Annotated in this window: 24 protein-coding genes and 9 pseudogenes; 4 read left to right on the forward strand and 29 right to left on the reverse strand. The window is 54.4% G+C overall.

All coding sequences use genetic code 11. The features are described 5' to 3' along the window. Positions 1–96: 96 nt before the first annotated feature. The 4 genes from dnaE to lexA are packed head-to-tail and all read right to left on the reverse strand — an operon-like array spanning position 97 to position 5,827. Positions 97–3,177 (reverse strand): DNA polymerase III subunit alpha, encoded by a 3,081-nt coding sequence (dnaE, locus tag GST84_13515; GenBank protein XGB13337.1) that lies wholly within the window; start codon positions 3,175–3,177, stop codon positions 97–99. Continuing rightward, positions 3,174–4,592, reverse strand: a complete 1,419-nt coding sequence (locus tag GST84_13520; protein XGB13338.1) for a DNA polymerase Y family protein — start codon at positions 4,590–4,592, stop codon at positions 3,174–3,176. The genes dnaE and GST84_13520 overlap by 4 nt, the downstream gene beginning before the upstream one ends. 6 nt (positions 4,593–4,598) lie before the next feature. Next, entirely contained in the window at positions 4,599–5,219 is a 621-nt protein-coding gene (imuA, locus tag GST84_13525) for a translesion DNA synthesis-associated protein ImuA (GenBank protein XGB13339.1), read from the reverse strand. After that, on the reverse strand, positions 5,219–5,827 hold the full coding sequence (gene lexA, locus GST84_13530) for a repressor LexA (GenBank protein XGB13340.1): 609 nt from the start codon (positions 5,825–5,827) through the stop codon (positions 5,219–5,221). The genes imuA and lexA overlap by 1 nt, the downstream gene beginning before the upstream one ends. Before the next feature lie 100 nt (positions 5,828–5,927). Between lexA and GST84_13535 the strand changes: the two genes are divergently transcribed. Further along, positions 5,928–6,584, forward strand: a complete 657-nt coding sequence (locus GST84_13535) for an HAD-IA family hydrolase (protein XGB13341.1) — start codon at positions 5,928–5,930, stop codon at positions 6,582–6,584. A 156-nt stretch (positions 6,585–6,740) separates the two neighbouring features. Here the strand turns inward: GST84_13535 and GST84_13540 are convergent. The 24 genes and pseudogenes from GST84_13540 to GST84_13655 all read right to left on the reverse strand — a co-directional run bounded on the left by GST84_13540 (position 6,741) and on the right by GST84_13655 (position 21,153). After that, positions 6,741–6,848, reverse strand: a pseudogene (locus GST84_13540) (IclR family transcriptional regulator). Positions 6,849–6,913: 65 nt separating this feature from the next. After that, positions 6,914–7,147, reverse strand: a pseudogene (locus GST84_13545) (sugar-binding protein). A gap of 9 nt (positions 7,148–7,156) precedes the next feature. Beyond that, entirely contained in the window at positions 7,157–7,762 is a 606-nt protein-coding gene (locus GST84_13550; protein ID XGB13342.1) for a hypothetical protein, read from the reverse strand. A 513-nt stretch (positions 7,763–8,275) separates the two neighbouring features. Further along, positions 8,276–8,743: a phosphotriesterase gene (locus GST84_13555; protein ID XGB13343.1), complete on the reverse strand. Its 468-nt coding sequence runs from the start codon at positions 8,741–8,743 to the stop codon at positions 8,276–8,278. A gap of 65 nt (positions 8,744–8,808) precedes the next feature. Continuing rightward, complete coding sequence (locus GST84_13560; GenBank protein XGB13344.1) at positions 8,809–9,402, reverse strand: hypothetical protein; 594 nt, start codon at positions 9,400–9,402, stop codon at positions 8,809–8,811. Between the two features lie 63 nt (positions 9,403–9,465). Beyond that, entirely contained in the window at positions 9,466–9,849 is a 384-nt protein-coding gene (locus tag GST84_13565) for a hypothetical protein (protein XGB13345.1), read from the reverse strand. Positions 9,850–9,929: 80 nt separating this feature from the next. After that, positions 9,930–10,040 (reverse strand): annotated as a pseudogene (locus GST84_13570) (hypothetical protein). 108 nt (positions 10,041–10,148) lie between these two features. Next, on the reverse strand, positions 10,149–10,628 hold the full coding sequence (locus GST84_13575) for a hypothetical protein (protein XGB13346.1): 480 nt from the start codon (positions 10,626–10,628) through the stop codon (positions 10,149–10,151). A 136-nt stretch (positions 10,629–10,764) separates the two neighbouring features. Next, positions 10,765–10,986, reverse strand: a pseudogene (locus GST84_13580) (hypothetical protein). Between the two features lie 167 nt (positions 10,987–11,153). Then, positions 11,154–11,282, reverse strand: a pseudogene (locus tag GST84_13585) (RHS repeat protein). Positions 11,283–11,379: 97 nt separating this feature from the next. Beyond that, entirely contained in the window at positions 11,380–11,910 is a 531-nt protein-coding gene (locus tag GST84_13590; GenBank protein ID XGB13347.1) for a DUF4303 domain-containing protein, read from the reverse strand. A gap of 335 nt (positions 11,911–12,245) precedes the next feature. After that, the gene (locus GST84_13595; GenBank protein XGB15765.1) at positions 12,246–12,626 is read right to left on the reverse strand and encodes a hypothetical protein; all 381 of its coding nucleotides are present in this window, start codon (positions 12,624–12,626) and stop codon (positions 12,246–12,248) included. Between the two features lie 238 nt (positions 12,627–12,864). After that, positions 12,865–13,626, reverse strand: a pseudogene (locus GST84_13600) (type IV secretion protein Rhs). Between the two features lie 244 nt (positions 13,627–13,870). Continuing rightward, the gene (locus GST84_13605) at positions 13,871–14,281 is read right to left on the reverse strand and encodes a hypothetical protein (GenBank protein XGB13348.1); all 411 of its coding nucleotides are present in this window, start codon (positions 14,279–14,281) and stop codon (positions 13,871–13,873) included. Continuing rightward, positions 14,282–14,656, reverse strand: coding sequence for a hypothetical protein (locus GST84_13610; protein ID XGB13349.1), 375 nt, complete (start codon positions 14,654–14,656; stop codon positions 14,282–14,284). 86 nt (positions 14,657–14,742) lie between these two features. Then, positions 14,743–15,297: a hypothetical protein gene (locus tag GST84_13615; GenBank protein XGB13350.1), complete on the reverse strand. Its 555-nt coding sequence runs from the start codon at positions 15,295–15,297 to the stop codon at positions 14,743–14,745. 144 nt (positions 15,298–15,441) lie between these two features. Beyond that, a pseudogene (locus tag GST84_13620) lies at positions 15,442–15,900 on the reverse strand (hypothetical protein). 155 nt (positions 15,901–16,055) lie between these two features. Further along, the gene (locus tag GST84_13625) at positions 16,056–16,319 is read right to left on the reverse strand and encodes a hypothetical protein (protein XGB13351.1); all 264 of its coding nucleotides are present in this window, start codon (positions 16,317–16,319) and stop codon (positions 16,056–16,058) included. A 140-nt stretch (positions 16,320–16,459) separates the two neighbouring features. Continuing rightward, a complete protein-coding gene (locus tag GST84_13630) occupies positions 16,460–16,810 on the reverse strand; it encodes a hypothetical protein (protein XGB13352.1) in 351 nt (116 codons plus the stop codon). 41 nt (positions 16,811–16,851) lie between these two features. Further along, positions 16,852–17,534, reverse strand: a pseudogene (locus GST84_13635) (hypothetical protein). Between the two features lie 236 nt (positions 17,535–17,770). Next, positions 17,771–19,327 (reverse strand): IS66 family transposase, encoded by a 1,557-nt coding sequence (locus GST84_13640; protein XGB13353.1) that lies wholly within the window; start codon positions 19,325–19,327, stop codon positions 17,771–17,773. Between the two features lie 18 nt (positions 19,328–19,345). Beyond that, positions 19,346–19,702 carry an IS66 family insertion sequence element accessory protein TnpB gene (gene tnpB / locus GST84_13645; protein XGB15766.1) on the reverse strand — a complete coding sequence of 119 codons (357 nt, stop codon included), beginning with the start codon at positions 19,700–19,702 and terminating at the stop codon, positions 19,346–19,348. Positions 19,703–20,196: 494 nt separating this feature from the next. Continuing rightward, positions 20,197–20,799, reverse strand: a complete 603-nt coding sequence (locus GST84_13650; protein ID XGB15767.1) for a suppressor of fused domain protein — start codon at positions 20,797–20,799, stop codon at positions 20,197–20,199. 183 nt (positions 20,800–20,982) lie between these two features. Then, positions 20,983–21,153: a hypothetical protein gene (locus GST84_13655; protein XGB13354.1), complete on the reverse strand. Its 171-nt coding sequence runs from the start codon at positions 21,151–21,153 to the stop codon at positions 20,983–20,985. 263 nt (positions 21,154–21,416) lie between these two features. On the opposite strand from GST84_13655, the gene GST84_13660 reads away from it, so the two are divergent. Beyond that, entirely contained in the window at positions 21,417–22,397 is a 981-nt protein-coding gene (locus tag GST84_13660; GenBank protein XGB13355.1) for an IS5-like element ISPa41 family transposase, read from the forward strand. 126 nt (positions 22,398–22,523) lie between these two features. Here the strand turns inward: GST84_13660 and GST84_13665 are convergent. Further along, positions 22,524–22,754 (reverse strand): annotated as a pseudogene (locus GST84_13665) (DNA polymerase V subunit UmuC). Positions 22,755–23,217: 463 nt separating this feature from the next. On the opposite strand from GST84_13665, the gene GST84_13670 reads away from it, so the two are divergent. After that, a complete protein-coding gene (locus GST84_13670; GenBank protein XGB13356.1) occupies positions 23,218–24,705 on the forward strand; it encodes an STAS domain-containing protein in 1,488 nt (495 codons plus the stop codon). 14 nt (positions 24,706–24,719) lie between these two features. Beyond that, complete coding sequence (locus GST84_13675) at positions 24,720–25,571, forward strand: universal stress protein (protein ID XGB13357.1); 852 nt, start codon at positions 24,720–24,722, stop codon at positions 25,569–25,571. Position 25,572: the final 1 nt, after the last annotated feature.

Raw genomic sequence — 25,572 nt, forward strand, 5'->3', positions numbered from 1 at the left:
CGAACACCGGCAAGGCCGGTGCCCTGCAACGCGGTGGCTGCTGCTCGGGCTCGCCCGCTACCACAGGGAACTGTGCAAGTACCGAACGTTGGGGTTTCAGTGGAAATCCCGGCTGCGCACATCCAGCCCTTGCAGCAGCGGACTCACATCCTCCAACCGCCGAGCAATCAGGTGCCGCACCCCATTCTCCTGCTCCAGCCGCCCACTGACCTTGAGCAACTGCGAACCCACCAGCGCCCGCCGCTGCCGTTCGGCCAGCGCACGCCACACCACCACGTTGACCATGCCATGTTCGTCCTCCAGGGTAACGAAGGTCACACCGCTGGCGGTTTGAGGCCGTTGCCGGCCCACCACCAGCCCGGCCACAGCAATGTTGTCGCCATGCTCCACACCCTGTAATTCACTGGAGCTGCGACACCCCAGTGCCCTCAGACGAGCGCGCAACAGGGCCAGTGGATGTGGGCCAAGCGTAGTGCCGAGGGTTTGATAATCGGCCATCAGGTCCTCGCCCACGGTTGGCACGGGCAATTGCACCGTTTCTTCAGGCAAGGCCTGCACATCGGCGAACAACGGTAGCTGCGGCTGCACCGCCGCCACCTGCCAGCGCGCCTGATGCCGATCGCTGGCCAAGGCGCGCAGCGCCCCGGCATCAGCCAGGCGGGCACGGGCCCGAGCGTCCAGGCCGGCGCGCAGGCATAGGTCTTCGACGTTGCGCCACGGCCGCTGCGCCCTCGCCTGCTGCAAGCGCCTGGCATCGGCTTCGGCCAGGCCACGCACCAGCCGCAGCCCCATGCGAATGGCCAGGGTGCCTTCAGCATCAGGCTCCAGGGTGCAGTCCCAGTCGCTGTGGCAGACATCAACCGGCCGAACCTCGATACCTTGGCGGCGAGCCTCTTGCAGCAGCTGATCAGGGCTGTAGAAGCCCATCGGCCAACTGTTGACCAACGCACAGGTGAAAATCGCCGGCTCATGGCACTTCAGCCAACTGCTGGCATAGCACAGCAAGGCAAAGCTGGCCGCATGCGACTCAGGGAAGCCATAGCTGCCAAACCCCTTGATCTGCTCAAAGATGCGCTCGGCAAACGCCAGCGTGTAACCATTGCGCAACATGCCCTGCACCAGCCGTTCGCGGTGCGGTTCCAGCCCGCCGTGGCGCTTCCAGGCTGCCATGCTGCGGCGCAACTGGTCAGCCTCGCCCGGGGTATAGTCGGCCGCGACCATCGCCAGTTCCATCACCTGCTCCTGGAACAGCGGCACGCCCAAGGTACGTTCGAACACTTCCTTCAGTTGCGGCGACGGATACGTCACCGGCTCCTGCTTCAAGCGCCGGCGCAGGTACGGGTGCACCATGTCACCCTGAATCGGCCCGGGGCGGACGATGGCGACCTCGATGACCAGGTCGTAGAACTTTTGGGGCCGCAGCCGCGGCAACATGGCCATTTGCGCGCGTGACTCGATCTGGAACACGCCCATGGTCTCGGCACGGCTGATCATAGCGTAGGTGGCCGGGTCTTCGCTGGGGATGGTCGCCAGGGTCAGGTGCCGGCCACGGTGGTGTAGCAGCAGGTCGAAGCAGCGGCGCAAGGCGCTGAGCATGCCCAACGCCAGTACGTCGACCTTGAGCAGGCCGACCATGTCCAGGTCATCCTTGTCCCACTGGATCACCGTGCGCTCCGGCATCGCGGCATTCTCCACCGGCACCAGCTGGTCGAGTGGTTGCTGGGAGATGACAAAACCGCCCGGGTGCTGTGACAGGTGCCGAGGGAAGCCGATCAGTTCGCTGGCCAGCACCAGCACCCGCCGCAGCGAAGGGCTGCCCGCTTCGAAACCGGCTTCGGCCAGGCGCTGGTCATCGGGTATGCGATCGCTCCAGCGGCCACAACATTTGGCCAGGGCATCCACCTGGTCGGTGGGTAGCCCCAGCACCCGCGCCACATCCCGCACCGCACCGGCGGCATGGTAGGTGTTGACTACCGCAGTGAGCGCCGCCCGGTGTCGGCCATAGCGACGGAACACATACTGGATCACCTCCTCGCGCCGGTCGTGCTCGAAGTCCACGTCGATGTCCGGCGGCTCGTTGCGCTCGCGCGACAGGAAGCGCTCGAACAGCAGGTGGTGTTTCATGGGGTCAAGCTCGGTGATGCCCAGCACGAAGCACACCACCGAGTTGGCTGCCGACCCCCGGCCCTGGCATAGGATGCGCTGGCTGCGGGCGAAGGCGACAATGTCGTGCACTGTCAGGAAGTAACTTTCGTAGCCCAGCTCTTCGATCAGCCCCAGTTCCTTGGCAAGCACATCCCGCACTTTGCCACTTGGCCCGCCTGGCCAGCGCAGCGGCATGCCTTGCTCGCACAATTCGCGCAGCCAGCTTGCCGGGGTATGCCCCTCGGGCACCAGTTCGCGTGGGTACTGGTAACTCAGTTCGCTCAGGTCAAACTGGCAGCGCCGGGCAATGACCAGGGTCTCGGCCAGCAGGTCGAGCGGATACAGCTCGGCCAGTTGCGCCTGGCTGCGCAGGTGCCGTTCACCATTGGCAAACAGAAAGCGCCCGGCCTCGCTCACCTGGCAATGCTGGCGGATGGCGGTCATGCAGTCCTGCAAGGCACGGCGGCCACGCACGTGCATGTGCACGTCGCCACAGGCCACGGTGCGAATGCCTACATCAGCCGCCAGCGCCTGCAACCGTTGCAGGCGCATGGCATCGTCACTGCCCCGGTGCAGGTGCACGGCCAGCCACAGACGCTCAGCGAACACACTGCGCAGCCACGCGCCGGTAGCGGTATCGCCACTGTCAGCGGCCACCCACAGGGCCAGCAGGCCTTGGTGGTGCAGCAACAGGTCATCACGAAACAGCTGGTACGCACCCTTCTCTGCCCGCCGGCGGGCACGGGTGATCAGGGCGCACAGGTTCTGGTAGCCGGTCAGGTTCTCGACCAGCAGCACCAGCTTGGGCCCGTCGCACAGTTGCACCTCGCTGCCAACGATCAGCCGCAACTGGTGCACCTTGGCTGCCTGCCAGGCGCGCACGATACCGGCCAGCGTGCATTCGTCAGTGATCGCCAACGCCTGGTAGCCCTGCTCGCGCGCACGCCGGAACAGCTCGTCGGCGCTCGATGCACCGCGCTGGAAGCTGAAGTTGGAAAGGCAATGCAGCTCGGCATAACCCGGGGTGTTCATGCGAACCAACCCTGCAGCCAAAGCGGGCCAGCCTGGCTCAGGTCGCGGTAGGCCCAGCCGCGCAAGCCGTCACGGGTTTCGATGCGGTAGTAGTCGCGCCGCACATCGCCGCCATCCCACCAACCTGATTCGATACGTTCGGCGTAGCCCTGCACCTGGTAGGCGGCGTCATCCAGCGCGATCGGTGCCGACAACAGCCAGCCCGGGCGGCTGCCCGGTGCAACCGGCATGTTGCCTTGGGCACCCTGCTCTACCAAGTGCCAGGCGCATTCGGGGCGGTGATCGGCTGCTGCGCCAAGCCCCTTGACGGCCTCATCCCCCAGGCGGGCGCGCAGCCGCTCACGCAACTGCGCCCAGGGTTGCGCCTGTTGCGCCCGCGGGTCGAACAACGCCTGATGCTGTGGCACGAAGGGTGGCAAGTCTTCGGCAACCAGCCGCAGGTTGCGCACCGGTGCGGGTATGCGCAGCGGCTCAAGGCGCGCGCGGGCCAGCTCGAACAGCATCGCAGCATCGCGTTCCGCCGCCAGCAGGCCCACCTTGAGCAGGGTATCCGGCCCCTCGGCGTGCTCCAGATGCAGGCAGAAGCGCTGCACGCCACAGTCTCGCCCGGCCAGAAAGGCAGCAAGGTCGTTGAGCATGCGCCGCAGCGGGAACAACAGCGCCTGGTGCGACTCGACGTCGAAGTTGAGTTCCAGCCGGGTTTCGAAACGGTCCGGTGGCTGGTAGAAATCCAGCCCCAGGTTGCGCAGGCCGAGCAACTGATCGAGGTGCAGCTGCACCTGGGCCGCAAAGCGCCTGGCCAAGGTATCGCGCGGCAAGGCCAAAACCTGGCCCAGCTGGTGCAAGCCCATGCGGGCAAACGCTTCGGCCGCCTCTGCCGGCAGGCCGACGCGCGTGATGGGCATGCCAAGCAGCGCCGCTCGGGTGGCGTCGACATCGCCCACGGCCAGGCCATCGTGGCCATTGGCGAGCATGCGAGCAGCCACCGGGTTGCTGGCCAGGACAATGCGTTGACGCAGGCCCAGTTCTGCCAGCTCCTGACGCAGACGCGCCTCGAACAAGGGCCAGGGCCCGAATAGTTGCAGGCTGGAACCCACTTCCAGCAGCAGCGCCCGTGGGTAATGCAGGCTGACCTGGGCGCTGAAGCGGTAGGCCCAGGCCGCCAACAGCTGCTGCACCTGATCGATGCGTTTGGGGTCGGCTTCGACACAGGTGAAGCCATCAGCCAAGGCACGCGCTGCGGTCAGGGTTTGCCCGGCCCGCAGGCCCAGTGCAGCGGCCGCCGGATTGACTGCCTGCAACAGGCGACGCTGGGTCGGCCCGCCAATCAGCACCAAAGGCGTGTCAGGGTCGTCACGCTCACGCAGGACGGTGTCCAGCGCAAGCTGCGGGAGCAGGATGCAGGCCCAGAGCATGGTGCATCAGCCCCGCCCCGGGCAGGGAATAGGCAGCGCTGGAGGCATGCCACCCCGGCTTTTCAGCACGCGCCATTGCGCCGGGCGTGTGTCGACTGCAATGCGCAGCGCTGCGGGTGAAGGGTTGTGCGACGCCTGCTGCGGCCTGCAGGCGAACGCCAGTGCCTGCCCGGTTTCGGCCGCTACCTGCAAGCGCCGCAGGGCGCGGTCATCGGCACGCTCCGGCCAGCACAGCACCGCCGCGCAACTGCCCGAGCGCAGGCACTGCTCTGCAGCCCACAGGGCATCGGCAGGCTCGGCATCCACCTGTACCAGCCAGCGCAGGTCCACCCCCGCTGCCTGCCAGGCCGGTGCATAGGGGATGAAAGGTGGAGCCACCAGCACCACTCTGCTGGCTTCTGCGCTCAGCCGGGCGAGGGTTGGCCACAGCAACTGCAATTCGCCACAGCCGGGGTTGGCCAGCAACAGCTCGCTCAGTGCTGCCGCTGGCCAGCCACCTTCCGGCAAACGTTCGTCGAGTGCCGCATGGCCGGTGGGCTGCAGCCCGAGCGGTCGCGCCTGGGCCTGCCGGCCGCGCCATACCCGGCGCTGTTCCAGCAGCCTGTCGAGGTCGACCACGGCGCCCATCAGTCACGCCTCAGCAAGCCGCAAAACACGCCTTCGATGAAAAAGTCCTGTTCGGGCTGCACATCGATCGGCGCATAGGCTGGGTTGCGTGGCAACAGCCGGTAAGTGCCGCCTTGGCGTTGCAGGCGCTTGATGGTCACTTCGCCGTCCAGGCGCGCAACCACGATTTGCCCGTCGCGGGCGTCGGCCTGTTGCAGGATGCCGACCAGGTCACCGTCAAAGATGCCGTCGCCGATCATCGAGTCGCCCCGCACCTTCAGCAGGTAGTCGGGGGTACGGCGGAACAGGCTGGGGTCGAGCAGCAACTGCTCGTGGATGTCCAGGTCCGGGCCGATGGGGGCACCTGCCGCCACCTGGCCCAGCACGGGTACTTCGAGGATTTCTGGTCGACGCAGTGGTTCGGCCAGGCGTATGCCCCGGGCCTGGTTTGGCGTGACATCGATGTAACCGGCCTGGCACAGGGCGGTGATGTGCTTGCGTGCAACGCTGCGCGAGGCAAAACCGAAGCGCGTGGCGATATCCGCCAGGCTCGGCGGCTGACCATGCTCGGCAATACGCTCACGGATGAATTCGAAAATGGCGCGGCGTTTGGGGGTAAGAGTGTCCATGGAGCACATTTGTACTCTTTTCGGAGCACGCTGAACAGCCCCCTTCGTCGTCAGCTTTGGTTATGATCCCTTGGCTTGTGTTTTTTCATCTGGATATCCCATGCTGACCGCCCTGCTGTTCGACCTTGACGGTACCCTCACCGACACTGACACCCTGCACCTTCAGGCCTTTCGCCAACTGCTGCGTGAACACGATGGCCGCGAGCTGAGCCAGGCGCAGTTCGATGCCCAGGTCAGCGGCCGCGCCAACGGCGAGCTGTTCGCCGAGCTGTTCAGCGGCGCCAGTGTCGAACAGTGCCAGGCGTTGGCCGACCGCAAGGAAGCGCTGTTCCGCGCAATGTCGCCGTCGCTTGAACCGATGCCGGGCCTGTTGCGCCTGCTGGAGCATGCCCAGGCCCATGACATCGGCATGTGTGTGGTGACCAACGCACCGCGGCTGAACGCCGAGCACATGCTGAACGCCATGGGCCTTGGCCAGCACTTTGAACATGTGCTGGTGGCCGAAGAGCTGGCACGGCCCAAACCTGACCCGCTGCCCTACCTCACCGGCCTGCAGCGGCTGGGTGCCGAGGCCGGGCAAGCGCTGGCCTTCGAGGACTCATTGCCGGGGACGGCCGCGGCCAGTAGCGCGGGGATCTTTACCGTGGGCGTGGCCACGACGCAGACGCCGGAGCGGTTGCTGGCAGCGGGAGCCAGGCTGGTTGTCGATGATTTCAATGATGCGGCGTTGTGGGCGCTGATCGAGCGTATGGCTTGAGATGTGGGATGTGTTTGAGACTGAGTGCCGCAGGGGCTGCGCCCGGTCTCGACACAAACACGAACTCCAGGTCGTACCTCTCGCCCCCCTGCCGAGCGCCAAGAGTGGCCATGCCTGGAGCAGCCTCGTGCTGTTAAAAGGCCCGTGCAGAAGCACTCATGGTGCCAAGGCCCGCTGCACTTCACTCACAGTGGTCGCCAAGCTGCTCAGGTGCAAGCTCGACACCCGCTCCACCGGCGCTTGATCCAGCGGCCGTTGCAAGGCGCTGCGCTTTCCACCAGGCGTCGCTTGAAACGCAACTGGCGGTCACCGAACAGGCGTCGCGCGCACAGCCGCGCGAGATGGCCACCGACGTTGAAACTGAAACGCCGGGTCAGGTTATCCACCGACACTTCTTCGCTCAGCTGGTCGAAGCGTCGTAGGCAAGGCTGTACGTGGCGTTGTTCTCGTTGACCAATGCGGCCAGGCGCAAGGCCTTGTCGTACTCGTAGCGAAGCCGCTGGCCCTTGGCGTTCTGGCGGCTGCTCACGCGAAGTACACTGCAACTGTGAGGTCTGGGCCTTGCATTTATATCAAGGAAATCGCTGTTCTTCATAACCATTAGGAAAGACATTTATTATACTCACCAACTCGCCGGACTCATATTTGAAATTTACGTCGAAGTCACTAAATACAGATTCAACATGCTCTTTTTGCCGAACATGTATTTTTTCTAGGCGAGAATCAACGTAGACATAATTTGACTCACTACATCCGTACTGGCCCCAATTCATGCTTTTCACCACCGCGCCCTCTTCAAGCAATGAAGTCGAAACATTCCTGAGCTTTCCGCTACTGGCAAAACAGATCCGTTCAATACATTCGCCACTATAGCGATAGAACTCCTTATTGATGATATTTTCAGACTGCCCATAAATCTCAACAAAGATCACCTTGTCATACTCATCCAAATGATACAGATGAGTATTTTTAATATGAACTGGAATTTTTTTTAAAACTTTCCCTTTCTTAAAGCCCGCCCGCTCGATCTCATATGGGCTGACGTTATATAACGCCCCATTGCTTATTACTATTTTTCTCGCTCTGGATAAAGCCTCAGACAAACAAGAAGACAGGACCTCCTCTGCTCGAGATTCAATATCTAAATATTTTCCTTCAAGATCTTTCAAGTTATTCATGCTTTGTCCAATCCAGAATATATTCCATGGGCAATTTCAGAATCGATCATATCCAACACGCTCAAGAAGTCACCACTCTTATCTATATCGTCCAGACGATCTACTTATAAGCATTGGTGTGAATGCTTGCATGATTGGGTAGGACGATGTTCACCCAGGTTCAACTGGTGCAGATGCCCGCAGCCGAATTACAAGTAGTTGAGGTTGCGATTATCCGTCGGGTCGTACTGGTGACGACGATGGATCGAATCGTAAGCATAGACTACCAGCAGCGACGTTAACGCCGAGGCAGTTGGAGAGTTTACCGCTGTTCAATTCAAGCGAACAACCGGGATGGTACTTGTTGCTTAGTATTATTCATTCGAAAATACCATTAGGGAAATTCTGGAGAATCTATTTTCGTACAACGCCTACAACGGCGCCCTCAACAGACTTAATTAAACGCTTTTGCTGGGCCCACTTAAAGGCAGCAGAGTCAGAAGAACACACACCATTAAAGATTAACTTAAATTTTCAGCCAAAATACCGAAACATTTCTTTCACGTCTTTGTCGCCCATCGGGGAATAGGACGGGTAGTCACGCTTACTTCCCGTCAAAGAGGTCTCATTATCAAAAATATCAACAAGCCTCACATTATCAGCCACGCCGTACACATACCTCACCGACTCTTGATTTGACGGCCTATAATCCGATTCGTAAGCAACAATTCTCCAGTCACCCTCAGCCTTACGATCAAAAAGCGAATAAGAATCTAATATGACAGGGTCACCCAAGCGCTCGAAAGAAACTGAATCAACCACAGGAACAGTAAGAACCTTGTCAAAAATCTCCACTACATGGCCAAGGCTATTTGGGGTCATAATGCGACCAACCCCATATTTTTTGGAGCCTAATGCGAAGCAAAATATATCCCCGCTTTTTATTTTTTTATAACTTGTTTTTATTCTTTCTTCCCACTCATAAACCTTAAGCGACGTCATCCGCAACCTCTTCATGGCACTTCTACACCTGAGACACAACAAACAATCACGCATAAATTCGACAGCTAGACTTTGTAAAGGTGCACTTTTGAATTTTTGTCGTAAAAATACAAGCCAACCACGCTTTCGCCATCTCGCTCAATGAATATTTCTGTACCAGGAGCACTATTGCTTGCATAAGCAAGCATTGATACTATCCGTGCTGCTTCACACCTATATTCATAGCACCAATATTCACCATCGTCCTCCAGGCGGCATGATATATCTGGGACTCGATTCTCAAATATGACCCCAGACGCCCTAATAGCCTTTCCTTCATCGTCAAAGCGGACTGAATAGGTCGACTGCCCCTCCACCTGATATATCTCAGTCTCTATTACTGTAGAGTTCACACCATATATATCAGACTTACAAAGGCCATGCTGCTCAGAATAATAGAACTTAAAGCAATTTTTTTTATTCTTTGGCTCAGCGCTTAGCATGGGAGACGGAGTCACCCCAGCCAGTTCCAACCCATAAGGCAATATAGAAAGGCTTGGCCCCTTAGACCATTTTACTTCTTCGCTTGTTATGCGCTGCATGCCTGTACTTTCAGAAAGCCCCATATCAAGCTTAGATTTTAAAATCCCAAGCAAATCCTTAAATTTATCAGGAATCACGACCACCTCCTAACAGCAAAATTTTACCGCTATTTAGTTGCTCAACACATAAGACAAACCATTCTAAACAACCAACTCAACTGCGCTACCATTAAAAAGTTCCTGCAACGCTTCTCGCAAGGAAGAAATCCGCCCTGCCAGCTCTAAAACTCCTTCATCAAATTTCACAAGGATGCTTGAACCACCCAAGCTATCAATGAACGGCGGCTTGACCTCAACCCTAAGACCACTTTCCTCCAAGACTAATTTTTTTATAGCGCCCGCCATTTCATAGGTTGCGCCCGAAACTTGCAACCCAATACCATCATCAACACTCAAATTATCTTCATCATCTAAGCGAGTCATTATCAGATAATTTACAGGATCAACACCGCCCTCACCAATGGCAACCACTAAAACATCGTTTTCTTCATAGCACTCGATGCTTGACGCGACGAAATTATTCATAGAACCCTACATCCCTAACCGCCCCAGAACCAGATACTGCATGAGTAGCGAGGGTGTTCTTTGAAACCCCTATTGCTGCCTCATCTGGCGACATATTTCCACTTTGCCAAACACCAGTGGCCTTTCACATTGCCGCTGCTGTCGTACAAAGTTGCAATCGCATTATGTGTTCCCTTGCCGGATCCAAATGAAAGCTCAGCGGGTCAACATAGACACTTGGATGTACCTATTGAAAACGTTCCCCCCCCAACACCAGCAACCTAAAGCCCCCATTACAAACGCCCGCTCCAAAAACCAATCTAGATAACAATCAATTTATCCTTTGAATATCCAACGGGCCATCTGCCAGAACAATATAACTCAACCATCTTCAACCAGACACTGTCTTCCCCATAGTAGCACTCAGAGACATACTGGCGAAACGCAAAACAAGCCGCGTTTCTAGCAGCCACACTAAAGTCATGCGCACCCGACAAAAACTTATCTTTGGGAACATTCCTCACCGACTGCAGTACAGCTTTACTTACTCCAAGCCTAAGATCAAGCAAATCCTTAGGCGGCTTCGGAAAAAACTTGAACGGATCATCTTGAGTGGGAGTGGTCGGTAACCACTCAAGGTCTTCATAAGCACCAAGAAATTCAGCCTCTACCGGTTCAACAAAGACCTTAAACACGCTCTCTATATATATAACATTTTCAAATTTATCAGCCACCTCCCCCATCTTAGAAAAAAAGTTCGCACGCCCAATTTCATCAATCAGGTTTTGAAAATCCAGCATTTTAAACCCTCAAATCTGTCATGGCGCGCGGCAGCAAGGCTTTCCTGCAGCTTACCAGCCCTAGCGGATCAACACACCCAGTGGGTTCCGGCCCATATTTATAAAAATTACTACCGCCTTCAAGCCCAATTGGTTCCTAAGTAATGAACATCTCAGTTTCAGGACCATAATAAAGAAGAGTATTATAGTTAAGATTGATTTCACTATCAAAATACTGCCCTTAACGATTGTGCCGTCTCTGTCCGTCAGTTCCAGCGGCGTACCAACCTGGTCCGTATGGAAGTAATAGACCTTCTGCCCTTCCCCCTTCAACCTGATCAACCCGCGCCAACGGCGCATAGCTACCCGGCTCGGACAGGTACACCTCCCGGTGCAGGTCGTCGCGCTCCATGTCACTGGTCACCTGCCCATCCAGGTTCAGCTGGTGCAAGTGACCGCTGCCATAGTACGGCTGATTGACCTTGCGCCCATCCGGCAGGTTCCACGCTCGCACAGCGTGTGGAGCTCCGGCCGCTCGGCATTTCCGCCTTGGGTTTCCCAGCGATAATGCCAGCCCAGGTCCAGGGCGTTGTGGGTCGCCATCAGGCCCTCGGCGTTGCTGAAGCTGCGCACGGGGTCGCCGTTGCGGTTGATCACCGCGCTCAGCCGGCCGTGAGCGCTCTCACCAAATACAAAGCCGAATGTTGATGCCCGATACTATGCTCGCGATTTTGTGTAGCCCGCCCGCCATTAAGCGCCCCAGCAACAGCGCTCACCCATCAAATCTTCTGATAAAATAGTTATATTCTTCCGAAGAGTTGAGCAGTTCAGCTGTTTTATTTTCAAGCTCTTCTGCACCATCATCATCCGTAACAGTGACAAATAGCATCGGCTCCTGAATCTTAAAGGATGAAAAGAAACCTTCCCTACGCAGAGAACTTAAAACATTAACCATGAGCGAGAGCAGCCTTTCTTTAAAACGTAAGATATCGCTTCGGGCACTTGCCTCTCTCAGGTCCTTACAAATATCTTTGAAATACTCCCCCTTCCACCCCTCGTATTTCCATTCTGAAGAAGCCCACTTATAGTAGGGCATCAACTCTTCACGCTCTTCTTCACCTTCCCCCTTAAGTTTCTCCTCAAGTGCCTCAACGGAATTAACCGCAACCGCCATGGTCATAGCGCTACTATCCGTATAAAGCGCGCAAGCGTAGAACTGCTCATCCGGATGTTCCACACTCAAATCTTGCAGAGCTTTTGTCACCAAGGTTAAAGCCGTGCTCTCTAATGCCTGCCAATTCATTGCACTCTCCTGTTCAGTTCGACATCATCGACAACCAATTATTCTCGTTGACCAACGCGGTCAGGCGAATGGCCCTGTCGTACTCGTAGCGACTCTGTAGACGCTGCAGGTAAAGGTTTCCGTGGTGACGTCCGGGTGGCTGATGCGCTGCACTTCGCCGTCGGGCTTGCGCTCCAGCGTGGATGGTCTGATTACGCGCATTAGTTACGCTAGTCAGATCACATACAAAATAAGAATTTGCAAGAAGATGATAGTTCTCCCCAGGCGATTACATAAACGAAACCACATAACAAACAAACCGATTAAAACTTCTTTCAAACCAAAAGCACGAATCCTTACAGCGGAGAACGACGCCATCTATCATCAAAGCTTAAAACTTCTTTTTTCTTTATTTTCCAGTAGCCACCTTTAGACACTAAATACATCTTGGAGCACGTTTCAGCACCTTTAGTTTGCTGCACTTGAACTGTCAGCATTTTTTCATCACCACCCAGAAGCTCTAACTCATCAGTCGCAGGATCATAAGTGGCAGGCTTAGTGCACCCAAGATCCATGAGGCGCCCGTAGTTAAATTTATCCTTGACTGAATATCTATCAAGTATTTCTTCAAGCTTTCTTGCGTATTTATCTTTTAGCTCAAGATCTTCTACTCCCTGAGCCAGATTTTTTTTACGCTGATCAAAAAACTCAATCTCCCAGCAGTTCATTTCCCTCATGAAAGCTATCAGTTCACCAGGAGGGGTCATCACTACATTTTCCTTGGTCATGTTAATTCCCTAAAACACCTTCAAGGATATTCTCACCTTGACGATGTGCGTCATAGGTTATGAAAGTCGATCGCTTGCCACTATTACCATACACGAAGTTTAGCTCTACATCCACAACGCCATTTTTTCTTAATGACATTAGCAATTTGCGCTTCAAATACTTTAGATTGGCTAGGATTAGCCCCCTTTAACAGAGGGTGCACGCCGTCATTACCACTGCCCCATCTAAAAGCCTGCCAATTAAATGCACTGTATCATCATCAGAGTTCCACATCATTCGAGCCCACGCTCTGGACGTGGCGTTAGTTGCTCCACTACCTTGATTCACATCGTTTAAAGTGATGATTGCGGTTGCTTTTAGGCGTTGACCTGCCGGCCCTGTCACACCATTAGTCCTGACACACGAACCTAATGGGTCAAGCCAGCCCGAGGAACTGGGCGCATTATTGTAAAGGTCTGAACTACCTAGTAAGCCTATTGGATCTTGCGTAATGAATAGCGCCACCTCGGGGTCATAGTCCCGAAAGGTATTATAATGTAGTCAGGATTCATCCTCATTGTACTGCCTTGGATAACTCAGATTCTGGTCTGACCTGTTTGATCGACAAATTTTCTATCGCGCCCCAAGACCGATACGTTGCCTGCCAAACGATCTTGCCGTTGCTGTCCGTCAACTCCAACGGCGTACCAATCTGATCCGTATGGAAGTAATAGACCTTCTGTTCTTACCCTTCAGCCTGATCAACCCGCGCCAACGGCCATAGCTACCCGGCTCGTACAGGTACAGGTGTTCTGCCCAGGCGTCTCTGCGTGCAGCATTCGCAATGCCTTGCCAGAGAAAGCGCTTCTGCTCAACCTCACCATTGATTTCAGCCCGCTTGGCCACCCGCCGTCCCAGGCTGTCATACCGGTACCGCCCGGTGCCCTCCAGTCTGCCACTGACATACATTTCAGCTTTAACCAGCCGATTCTCACGGTCATATGCAGTAGAAGAAAAACATTGCCTCTACCTATACCGCGGCAGAGTCAACTAACCCACTAGTTATTAAAGATTACATCTTTAGCATCTTAATATCTGCAACAGAGGTTTTAAATCAATAACACATACCTGCACATCCAAAATCAGATCCGAACACTAAAAATACTGACACAGAACGCCAACCCCAGGCACCTCGGCACCTATGTCGAGCTTATCATTCACCTTCATATAATCCCGCATACTTCAAGCCATTATAATTCGACTTTAGGGGCTTGGAAATATTCGTACCGCCATCGGAGTACCAAAAAATTGCATTAGCCTTAGCAACACCAAGCCTCAAGCACTCTGCCTTTAAATCCTCAATACAACTGGAGTCAACCGCAGATTCAATCAAGATTTCATCTAAACTCACCTCCTCCGCTTTCCTTGGGATGATCCCGATGAAATCCTCGTCATACCATCTCACACCAATATCTCTGCAAAACCCACAAACCTTGTATGCCGGATCATCCAAATCCACAGAATAGTCCAACTCGAAATACTTTAGGTAGTCATCCTCCGAAGAGAAATTTACACCTACCCAAACATGAATTTTTTCATACCGCTCAATATCATAAGAATTCATTTAGCATGCTCCTGGCTTCATGGACTTGCTGTAATCTGGATCGATTACGCTAAGCGCTTGGGCCTTGCTTTGCGCGCCATTCAATTCTTTAATTAAATTATTATGGAGCAGCCTTCCCGCTCTACTATCATGGTGCAGGTCGTCCGGTACAGGACTACCATGTTTGTCTGTCACACCAACAAAAGTAACATATCTAGTCGGCGCCGTCGCCCCCTTAATTTCTTTAGCGGTAAAACCAAATTCTTTTGCCTTCGACGCTATAGAGACAGGAAACGTTCCATGTTTACCTCCTGGTTCCGAAGGGCAATTTCTACAGCTTTTATTATCAACAATATCTTGAACTGAGGCGCTATTAAACCCCGCTATCAAAACCATCCTTCACCGTTAAATATTATGCCACCAAACGCTTACAACAAAATTTGTGCAGAAAGTAATTCTCGAAAAACTCGAAGACAAGATATCTAATCCTTAAACTGCACTCCGCGAACCGAGGCATTTTCAAAAATAGACTTGACGCGAGCAGTCACCACAATTACGGGGCTTTCCTCTTCAGCCCTAACGACATCACTAGAAAGTATTGTCTCATCATCCAAAACTATCTTGCTGAACCATCTAGGACCATCTGGAAGATAGCTAAGCAAGGGTTCGCTAACGGACTCTTTCAAGTTAAAAACTGGAGACTTATCAGTCACATTTAACACTTTGTAACCAGCATAGGAAACCTCACCTATCAGTAGATTCGCATCCACAAACTGAACACCAGAAATATTTTCTGCCTTCATTAATTCGTAGAGCCGTGGCGAAATCAAATTGGGCCCATCACTGTAAAAAAAATCATAGCTCAGTAGTTTGGAGACACTGACCCTTTTTGATCCCTCGAAGCAAACTTTTATATCCTTGCTAACAGCCACGCCATCTTTAAAAACCCCAGACTCTTCACCTGACAACATCTTTATCTTCAGCCAATAACTCTCAGGATAATCATCTGAAATGGAAAGTATAAAGTTTTTAGCCACAATCTGACCCTCTAACAGAACCTTTATTCAGCATCGTTTAACCTGCGCACAGACCCTTTCTCTCATCAACCATGACTCCGTGGATAGCCTTTTGGTAATCCGCTTTGGACCAGTCGTTTTTTTGCCGTATTCGTGTATGAATATTCACTTCCCCTGCCTGCATTGCTGCATGATTGGACAACTTATGTATCTACCGACTTTCGGATCGTAGTAGCCAAACTTGTTATAGCGCAGTTCCGTTTCGTTATCCAAGTACTGCCCCTGAAATCGAAGGTTCTGTTCCACCTCACCGACAGTCAGATACTCTATCGCAGCCCACTAAACATAAGTTCTCTGCCACTTCTCCCCATTTTGCAGATCTCGCCTGCTGACCTTGCATGTCTCACCGTCCATGATAAAAGTTAACCTAAAGGAAGCACACAGCCCTGTTTTCTTCCTGATAATAACAGACACTGTACTTCCATTGCTCTCACACACCTCAACCTCATCATTAACTAAATCATATTCAGGATATCGGCCACATACTATATTTTCCACGCGATCATAGTTGCGACCTTCGTCTACGACATATTTTTTAAAAACTTTCAAAAGATCACTTTTCATGCTTCGATCAAGGGCTTCTCCGAATGAATCGTCCGAAAAAGCTTCCAAACTTTTTTGTAGCCCAACGTCTCCCACTCGCACATGGCGGCCATAAAACCTAACAACGCATCTCGAAAGTCACCACGCAAGTTAGTTGCTAAATATTTCTCCATCAACTAGATCACCCTTTTTAAAAACATTATAGAGAGCCTTAGTGGGCCTTGTCCCGCTGGCCCAGTTTCCAACACATCTTTTGCAATTTGTTTTTCAAAATCTCTAAACAAACCGCGGTTGAGCTCGGCAATCAGTCGACCAACCGCATCGCGCTCGAACAGCGTCTCGCGTAGCGGCTGCTCGCCATTTGCGCCATAACCGATTTCATCAACGCAGGTCAGATGCCCGCCCTCGTTGTAGCTGAAACGCCGGGGCAGGTTATCCACCCATCGGTCCCGCCACCAGATGCTGACGCTAGTTGTGTTAGACCGTGATTTACCCGAACAGTCGCGGGAAGCTCGACCTAAGCAGAGACGTACCGCAAAGTGCTCACACAGGCTAGAAAAAGAGGAAATCGCTCAAAAACTTAGCCGTAAATATTTTCTTCTTGAGCCTTCTCAATAAAAATATCCATAAAATCACCTTGGATCTCCTCCCCATCACAGGTAACAACAAACTCCCCCTCTAAATCATTTGGAAAGTGCACCCCGTCGAGAGCACCCAACACCACCGAAGCACTATCTGCGATAATAATTTTAAAAAAATCAAACACATCGGCCCTCTGAGCATCACTCAAAACAGCCAAAGAATTTCTCGCCCTCGCATAAGGGTCCACATCATCATTCACTGGTTTACTTAGAGACGTCTTATACCTCTCGAAGTTACTCCCAAACAACTCATCAAACACAGCAAACACAAATTTTTTATCCGGCGTCATACCTTACTCCTTATCAGTGCACTTCTGGGCACATGGATTTATTAAGAGATATTAGGCGCGTACTGGTAAAGATTATTTCCTCCAAATAATCTAATCGGGTCCTGTGATAAAAACCGCCCCACCTCAGGATCGTATTACCGAACCGTGTTGTAGTGCAGCCCGGTCTCGTCGTCAAAGTATTGCCACTAAAACCTCAGATTCTGCTCGACTTCATTGACCGCCAGCTGCTCAATCGTTCCCCAAGACTGATAAGTCGCCTGCCAAACGATCTCGCCCTCGCTATTGGTCAGCTCGAGCGGCGTACCGATCTGATCGGTATGGAAGTAATAAAACTTTTGCTCCTGCCCTTCAGCCTGATCGACCTGCGCCAGTGGCGGCTCGATCAGGTTGCCCCAAGGATCGTAGCGATACTCCTGATCCCGCCACTGCCGGATACAGTTGTCCTTGACCTTGTCGAATTGGCTGGTATTGAAGTGCAGCCGGTTGGCTGCGGTGTTGTAGCGGAATTCCTCGCTGCCGATCAGCGAGCCGGTATCACGACTGCGCAACTGGCCGTTGGCTTCCTAGTCGTACTTGATCTCGCCGCGTAGCTTGTCGAGGGTACGCACCAGTTCCCGGCCGGGTCGTACTGGTAACGGCGGTGGATCGGGTTGTAGGCGTGCTCGACCAGCAACAAGGTATTGATGCCGGTGTTATGCACTTGCGAGAGCTTGTCGGCCGGCAAGGTCGAGGCAAACTGCCAGGCCTTGCGCCCCATGGCGTCATAACCGAAGCAACTGGCGAGCTTGCCCTGGGTCCGGTAAACCTCGCGATGCAGGGCATCGCGCTCCATGTAGCTGATCATCTGCATCAGGCGGGTGGTCTGGCCTTTGCCGTCGGTGTGGCTGAGTACCCGACCGGAGACGTTGTAGGTGAGAGTGCGATCCATGAACCCCACCTTCTAAAAGATAGGGCCTCAGCTTACCGTGGTATCTCTGGCGAGCAGTTCCATGGCAGCAAGGCTTCGTAGTCTGAGACCGACGACGCATACGGCAGGCGCTCAAGTACGTGGCGCAGCCACGTATAGGGCTCCTGGCCGTTGACCTTGGCGGTCTCGACCAAGCTGTATATCTGCGCACTTGCCGTGGCGCCCTTGGGCGTGTCACTGAACAGCCAAGCCTTGCGCCCAATGACAAACGGTTTTATCGCACGCTCTGCCAGGTTGTTGTCGATTGGCAAATGGCCCGCTTCGACATACCGTTCCAGGCGGCGCCAGTTGTTTGCCAGGTAATGCACCGCCTTGCCCAATACGCTTTGCGGCGTCACCTGGGCGTACGTCTTGTCCAGCCAGCTTTTCAGCTGACCGAGGATCGGTAAGCTTCTTTCCTGGCGACCGATGAACCGCTGTTCGTCGCTGACCTCCTTGAGGTCGCGCTCGATGTCATACAGCTTATTGATCATCGTCAGCGCCACATCGGCTCGTCCGGTCTTACCCTTGGGCTGCACCTTTTGTGCTTCGACGAACTTGCGGCGCGCGTGAACCATGCATGCCAGTCGCTCGATACCGGGCTGCAACGCCAAAGCGTTGTAACCCGCATAATCGTCGGTCATCACATAGCCGCGATAGCCTTGCAACAGACGCAATGGTACTTCCTGCGCACGGCTGGTGGTGTAGTCGAACAGCACAACTTGTCGATCAGGCGGGCCACTGGCTTGCACCCACATCCAGGATTGGCTGGTCGGGTCTCGATCCGGTTCTTTCAACACCTGGACGCGGGTCTCATCGCAATGAATCACCGGACTTTCCAGCAGCCGATCACGCATCAGGTTCAACAGCGGCTGGAAGTATTTACTGCACTGGATCACCCAACGCGCCAGGGTTTGTCGTGGAATCTCGATGCCGTGGCGGGACAGCACACTTTCAAACCTGTGTAGCGGCAAGCCATCGACGTACTTGGTCGTCAGCAGCATGGCCAGCACGCTTGGGCTGGCCATGCTTTTTTCGATTAACTGGGCGGGCTTGTCAGCAGTGACAGGAGCAGTCTCGCAACCACGGCAGCCATAGATCTTGCGCACGTGTTTGAGTACGCGGATCTGCATCGGCACGATATCGAGCTGCTCGCTGGTTTCTTCGCCGATGACATGCTTGCGGCAACCGCAGGCGCAGGTCAGTTCGTGTTCGGGCAACTCATGGATAACTTCGATACGTGGCAGATTAGCCGCCAATGACTTGCGCTTGCCACGGCGCTTGACCGGGACAACGACTTCTTCATTGGCATCATCGACTACAGCCAGCAGAGGGTCATTTTCCGCTTCATCGAACATGGCCAGTTGCGGCGTTTTGGGATCGACGGTTTGCTCGGACTTGCGGCCAAAGAAACGGTCACGCCATAACTTGATTTGTTCTTTCAGATCGTCAATTTGGACGATGTGGGCCTGATTGACTTCCTGCTCGCGCAAACGGGCAGCATAGCTCTCAAGCAATAATTGCTTGAGCAGGGCAGGATCGTCTGGGAGATTGTCGGGCACGGAAATCATGCCGCGGATTATACCGGGTCAGGCGACGTAGCGCGGAGTCAAAACCTGATGAGGACGGTTGCGCCAAAGGTCGAAACCGTCGAGCAGCCAATTGAGTTCTTGGACGGTCAGGACAATCGCTTCGTCGCTGGGCTCAGGCGACATTTTGAAGCGCTCGGCTTCCAGGCGCTTGAGCCAGAGGCAGAAGCCGTTGCGCTCCCAGTACAACACTTTGATCCGATTACGCGCCTTGTTGAGGAAGACGAAGAGCACGGGGTCGAACACGGCGACTTTGATATCCAGTTCTACCAAGGCAGTAAGGCCGTCGATGGACTTTCGAAAGTCCACAGGCTTGGGGTAGAGGTAGACTTTTTCGACTTTGCTGTCGGGGCGCATCATGCAGGGCTGGCTCCAGAAGGAAATCGGGAGCACAGCATCGGGCATCAGGTAAGCGCTTTGAATGTGGGGTTCATGGAGCACTTACGTAGGTGAAGGTTTCCGGGATACCGTCCGGGTGACTAATGCGCTGCACCTAGCCGTCGGGCTTGCGCTCCAGCGTGGCGGTCTGGTTCAGCGCGTCCGTTACCGCGACCAGGTGCTGGCGCTCGTCATAGCGCTAATACGTGCTCTTGCCCGAGCAGTCCGGTATCGCTCCACCTGGCCCAGGGCGTTCCACCACAGATACTTGGACTTGTAGGTCGCGTCGATAATGGTGACCCGCAGGCCAGCTTAGCCGTTGAGTCGTTTACTGCCAGGCGAGCCCAAATCCAAGCCAACAATGTTGCCCTACTCGTAAAGCGCGCGGCCAAGCATGCCGATTTCCCGGCTGATGCCAGGCGTCGAAGTCAATATCTCGCATAGCAAGCTTACTAGTCTTACGCTGCTTAAAATCATTTAAATCGGGTCAAATTAACAGGCAACCGATCATAATCAAGCGTATTTATTTCTTGATCCGACAATAAATCATCGAATGCATCTCCGCCGAACTTTTCGACGAAGGCACGCTCTTCTTCATAAATGGCGACACACTGCAACCAATTCACTTTAAGCGAAGCAAATTCAAGCTGCGGAAAGTAAGCATCGTTCCACATAAAAGGGACCGTCAAATAAACATGAGGCATTTTTGGCGATTTAATATAATCATTGAAAACATCAACGATCACATCCCCTGGCATTACCGAGCTTTGAAGTTTTATAATGGAAAAAGCAGCAGAAGCCAAAGCATTTTCCCAGAAAACCTCTTCAGTCAACGCCCCGGCACAGAGCTCTATACGAGTAGGAAATTCCTCGCCACTGCTTCTAAATAGTGGAACTTCTGACAGCCCTATCGTACCTATAGACTTAACACCCACATGCAAAGAGTCAAGCGTAGTAAGCAAATCTACCGAAATACTTTTAGAATCATCATAATAAGCTTGAACCTTAAGTTCGCCCCCAAAAATTTTCAGGGCGTGCCTAGCTACTGCCTTACACTGCTCGCTCGGAATAGTCATGTATGGACCAAAATAGAGTTCAGATTTAATTCCCCCCCCAAAAAAAGGGAACTCTTGCCCATAGTGACTGCCTTGATTGAACTCGTCAAGAAACTCTTTCCTGGGAAGGCCTCGTTCTTCGGTGATTCTAACATGTTTCAATGCACGTAACCTGGCTCATGGCCCATATCCCAAGGTTCGCTTTTATTCATTAGTGTACTCGAGCTTTTCTTCCGTGATCCCGAGCTGCTTGCCAGTCCCGGTTGGTTGCCGCTCGATACTCAACAACCGGTCGCCATCGTCATAAGCAAATGTCTGCGTTGCATTGCTGTTGATCTTGGCGACCAAACGGCCAATGGCATCGCGCTCGAACAACGTGTGCCGCTGAGGGTTTCCCAGCGGTAGTGGCTACCTTCGGTGCAGTCCTGTGGCAGTGCTGCCAAAGAGGTGGCGCCCTTCCTATGAATGACGCAATTTCTGAATTGACGATTTATAGAGACATCGGGGCTTTCGCCCCGAAATATTACCTAACATGTTATTAAAGAGCTACGGGCGCCCGCAAAAATACAACATTAGGGAATCTCCGAACAAGCCTTCAGTTATGCGAGAATCCCCGCAACACCTGATCCGAGCCGCCCATGAGCCAGATGAGCTTTTCCGACTTTGAGTACGCCGGCAAGCGCAAGCAAACCCGCCGAGAGCGCTTCCTCGCCGAAATGGATCAGGTGGTGCCCTGGGCAGGCCTGCTGGAGCTGATCGAACCGTTCTACCCCAAGGCCGGCGGCGGTAGAAAACCCTATCCTCTGGAAACCATGCTGCGCATCCATCTGTTGCAGAACTGGTTCTCCCTGAGCGACCCGGCCATGGAAGAAGCGCTCTACGAAATCACGCCCATGCGCCAGTTCGCACTCCTGACGCTGAGCGCGCCAATCCCCGAAGACACCACGATCATGAACTTCCGGCACTTGCTGGAGAAGCATCAGCTCGCACCGGCAATCCTTGCGGTCATCAATGGTTATCTGCAGGAAAAAGGCCTGTCGCTGCGCCAAGGCACCATCGTCGATGCCACCATTATTCATGCCCCCAGCTCGACCAAAAATAAAGAAGGCAAGCGTGATCCCGAGATGCACCAGACCAAGAAAGGCGGTCAGTATTTCTTCGGGATGAAGGCGCACATCGGTGCCGATGTCGAGTCCGGCCTGGTGCATCACGTCCATGGCACCGCTGCCAATGTGGCCGATGTCACGCAGGTGGCTGAACTGCTGCATGGCGAAGAAAACGCCGTGTATGCAGATGCCGGTTACACCGGTGTCGAAAGGCGCGAAGAGCATGAAAATCGGGGGGTGATCTGGCAGATTGCAGCGCGTCGCAGCACCTATTCCAAGCTGAACCAGCGCAGCGTACTGTACAAAGCCAAGCGCAAGATCGAGTTCTGCAAGGCTCAGACACGGGCCAAGGTCGAGCATCCGTTTCGCGTGATCAAGCGGCAGTTTGGTTACGTGAAAGTACGTTTTCGTGGGCTGATGAAAAACACGGCTCAGTTGACCACGCTGTTCGCCCTGGCAAACCTGTGGAGGGTTCGAAAACAGCTCATGGGTATGGGTGAGGTTCGCGTTTAACACGGAGAACCGGTCGAAAAAGCTCTCCGTACATGATTTTTCGGTCACTTTTCGTCCAATGACGCTGTAGGTGCCTGGAAAATTGCAACTTGCCGCGGCTGCACGACAAGTTGATCGGAGCATCCCTAGGTCATCCGGCATTCCAGTAAGGTCACACCAACATTCGTCAACTGAGTAGACCTCGATGCTGGCGACCAAAGTGCTAATGGTTCGCATCACACGATTCGACACGTCGGCGTATAGCGCATAGTTGCTCGAAAAGGCTGTCACTCCCCTCTGGTCGAGAAACCGCTTCACTTTGAAGTATGGGTCGCCCATCTTTAGGCCCAACGCTTTAGCCTCCCGACTTCGAGCGATGATGCAGCCGTCCGAGTATCTGAATGACCCTAACAGTTAGTTGAGTGTAAGATATTGATTTATAAGCAAATTAACTCCCTAACATTTTTTTGATTATTTTCCTTCGTTCCTGATGGCGATACTCCTCGACTAAGCCTATTTCAGACGTGGCTTCGCAAAGCAGGGCGGCGGATCGCAATCGACGATAGCTTCACTGTATACTTTTGGCTCCGCATACCCCTTGAGCTACAGGAACACCAGCATGACTGTACTCCAAACGCTCTACTGGCAGCCTACGCCGCCTTAGCGCTACGCCCCCTCGCAACAACCTCGCCTCCGCCAGTTTCGCTGGCGGCTGCGTACTGCTGTATGCCCGGTTCTTACACCCAAAGCGCACAGCAAAATAATCCTCACAATTTGAATTCGTATCGACGCGCTCGCCATTTTCCTGGCATGCGTGCGGTGCATTGCTTTGGATATTCTGATGCTACAAACACTCAAACAAACGTGGTTTTCCAACGTCCGTGGCGACGTGCTCGCGGGGATCGTCGTCGCACTTGCGCTGATCCCTGAAGCCATCGCTTTCTCTATCATTGCGGGCGTCGACCCCAAAGTTGGTCTCTACGCCTCATTCTGTATCGCCGTGGTGATCGCCTTTGTCGGTGGCCGCCCAGGCATGATTTCAGCCGCGACAGGGGCCATGGCACTGCTGATGGTGACCCTGGTCAAGAACCATGGTCTTGAATATCTGCTGGCCGCCACGCTGCTGTGTGGCGTGTTGCAAATTGGTGCTGGCTACCTGAAGCTCGGCTCGCTGATGCGCTTCGTTTCGCGCTCGGTGGTGACCGGCTTCGTCAATGCACTGGCGATCCTGATTTTCATGGCTCAGCTGCCCGAGCTGACCAATGTCACCTGGCACGTCTACGCCATGACAGCCGCAGGCCTCGGCATCATCTACCTATTTCCCTATATCCCCAGGATCGGCAAGCTCATCCCATCGCCACTGGTGTGCATCATCGTGCTGACCGCAGTCGCCATGTCGGTTGGGCTGGATATCCGCACGGTCGGTGATATGGGGGAACTGCCGGATACGCTGCCAATCTTTCTCTGGCCTGACGTGCCGCTGACGTTCGAGACGTTGGCCATCATCTTCCCTTACTCGGCAGCGCTGGCCGTGGTCGGTCTGCTGGAGTCGATGATGACCGCGACTATTGTCGACGACCTGACCGACACCCCCAGCGACAAGAACCGCGAGTGCAAGGGCCAGGGCGTGGCCAACATTGCTTCGGGTCTGATCGGCGGTATGGCCGGCTGCGCGATGATTGGTCAGTCGATCATCAACGTGAAATCCGGCGGTCGTTCTCGTCTGTCCTCCCTGGCCGCAGGTGTATTCCTGCTGCTGATGGTGGTGTTCCTCGGCGACTGGCTGAAGCAGATCCCGATGGCTGCGCTGGTGGCAGTGATGATCATGGTGTCCATCGGCACCTTCAGTTGGGATTCGCTGCGCAACCTGAAGAAGCACCCGTTGTCGACCAACATTGTCATGGTCGTCACCGTTGTGGTCGTGGTGGCCACCCACAACCTTGCCTTCGGCGTGTTGGCCGGCGTGCTGCTGGCCGCGATGTTCTTCGCCAACAAGGTTGGCCATTACATGGCGATCAGTTCTTCGCTGGACGAATCCGGCGAGCATCGTAGCTATAACGTCACTGGCCAGGTGTTCTTCAGCTCGGCAGACAAGTTCGTCGCGGCCTTCGACTTCAAAGAAGCCCTGAACAAGGTAACCATCGACCTGAATCGCGCCCACTTCTGGGATATCACCGCAGTTGCTGCCCTGGACAAGGTGGTTATCAAGTTCCGCCGCGAAGGCACCGAAGTTGAAGTGTTAGGTCTCAACGAAGCGAGCGCCACTATCGTGGATCGATTCGGAGTTCACGATAAACCCGACGCCATTGATCAACTCATGGGCCACTGAGAAGGAGAACAACGATGACCCAAGTAATTGCCTGTATCGACGGTTCCACCTCGGCTCCAGCTGTGTGCGACTACGCAGCCTGGGCCAGTCTGAGCCTGGAAGCCCCGCTGACCTTCTTGCATGTGCTGGATCAGCGCCAGTACCCAGTTGCGGCCGACTTGAGTGGCAATATCGGCCTTGGCAGCCGCGAGCATCTGCTCGATGAGCTTGCTTCCCTGGATGAACAGCGCGGTAAGTTGGCCCTGGAGCAGGGGCGGATCATGTTAACGGCCGCGAAAGAGCGGGCCATGACGGATGGTGTGACCGCGCCGGAGTCCAAGCAACGTCATGGCGATCTGCTGGAAAACCTGCAAGAGCTGGAAAGCGAAACGCGCCTATTGGTCATCGGTCGCCAAGGCGAGTCTAGCGGCGGTCTGAGTCAGCATGTCGGAAGCCAGCTGGAGAGCGTGATTCGTATCATGCACCGGCCAATCCTGGTCACCCCGGCCAACTTCCAAAAGCCCGAGAGCGCGATGCTGGCCTTCGATGGCAGCGCTACTACCCGCAAGGGTGTGGAGATGCTGGCGGCCAGCCCCCTGCTGAAGGGGCTGCCGATCCACCTGGTGATGGTTGGGCCAGTGAACGACGAATCGTCCGCGCAGCTGGACTGGGCGCAGAAAGTGCTGCTCAACGTCGGATTCACTGTTCGCGCCGAGACCCTGAACGGCGAGATAGAGCCTACCTTGCACGCCTATCAGAAAGAGCACGGCATCGACCTGCTGGTGATGGGGGCCTACGGTCATTCGCGCATCCGTCAGTTTCTGGTCGGCAGCACCACGACCAGCATGCTGCGCACCACCACTGGCCCACTGTTGCTGCTGCGCTAAC

The sequence above is a fragment of the Pseudomonas putida genome (genome assembly GCA_041879295.1).
GTDB classification, from domain to species: Bacteria; Pseudomonadota; Gammaproteobacteria; order Pseudomonadales; family Pseudomonadaceae; genus Aquipseudomonas; species Aquipseudomonas putida_Y.

Coding starts and splice junctions, on each gene's coding strand:
- GST84_13660 (XGB13355.1), top strand. CDS start 21,417: ATGAGCCAGATGAGCTTTTCCGACTTTGAGTACGCCGGCAAGCGCAAG.
- GST84_13640 (XGB13353.1), bottom strand. CDS start 19,327: ATGATTTCCGTGCCCGACAATCTCCCAGACGATCCTGCCCTGCTCAAG.
- GST84_13575 (XGB13346.1), bottom strand. CDS start 10,628: ATGCTGGATTTTCAAAACCTGATTGATGAAATTGGGCGTGCGAACTTT.
- GST84_13605 (XGB13348.1), bottom strand. CDS start 14,281: ATGAATTCTTATGATATTGAGCGGTATGAAAAAATTCATGTTTGGGTA.
- imuA (XGB13339.1), bottom strand. CDS start 5,219: ATGGGCGCCGTGGTCGACCTCGACAGGCTGCTGGAACAGCGCCGGGTA.
- GST84_13675 (XGB13357.1), top strand. CDS start 24,720: ATGACCCAAGTAATTGCCTGTATCGACGGTTCCACCTCGGCTCCAGCT.
- GST84_13595 (XGB15765.1), bottom strand. CDS start 12,626: ATGAGGGAAATGAACTGCTGGGAGATTGAGTTTTTTGATCAGCGTAAA.
- dnaE (XGB13337.1), bottom strand. CDS start 3,177: ATGAACACCCCGGGTTATGCCGAGCTGCATTGCCTTTCCAACTTCAGC.
- GST84_13565 (XGB13345.1), bottom strand. CDS start 9,849: ATGAATAATTTCGTCGCGTCAAGCATCGAGTGCTATGAAGAAAACGAT.
- GST84_13610 (XGB13349.1), bottom strand. CDS start 14,656: ATGGTTTTGATAGCGGGGTTTAATAGCGCCTCAGTTCAAGATATTGTT.
- GST84_13590 (XGB13347.1), bottom strand. CDS start 11,910: ATGAATTGGCAGGCATTAGAGAGCACGGCTTTAACCTTGGTGACAAAA.
- GST84_13555 (XGB13343.1), bottom strand. CDS start 8,743: ATGACGTCGCTTAAGGTTTATGAGTGGGAAGAAAGAATAAAAACAAGT.
- GST84_13650 (XGB15767.1), bottom strand. CDS start 20,799: ATGACTATTCCGAGCGAGCAGTGTAAGGCAGTAGCTAGGCACGCCCTG.
- GST84_13550 (XGB13342.1), bottom strand. CDS start 7,762: ATGAATAACTTGAAAGATCTTGAAGGAAAATATTTAGATATTGAATCT.
- GST84_13670 (XGB13356.1), top strand. CDS start 23,218: ATGCTACAAACACTCAAACAAACGTGGTTTTCCAACGTCCGTGGCGAC.
- GST84_13630 (XGB13352.1), bottom strand. CDS start 16,810: ATGACGCCGGATAAAAAATTTGTGTTTGCTGTGTTTGATGAGTTGTTT.
- tnpB (XGB15766.1), bottom strand. CDS start 19,702: ATGCGCCCCGACAGCAAAGTCGAAAAAGTCTACCTCTACCCCAAGCCT.
- lexA (XGB13340.1), bottom strand. CDS start 5,827: ATGGACACTCTTACCCCCAAACGCCGCGCCATTTTCGAATTCATCCGT.
- GST84_13520 (XGB13338.1), bottom strand. CDS start 4,592: ATGCTCTGGGCCTGCATCCTGCTCCCGCAGCTTGCGCTGGACACCGTC.
- GST84_13535 (XGB13341.1), top strand. CDS start 5,928: ATGCTGACCGCCCTGCTGTTCGACCTTGACGGTACCCTCACCGACACT.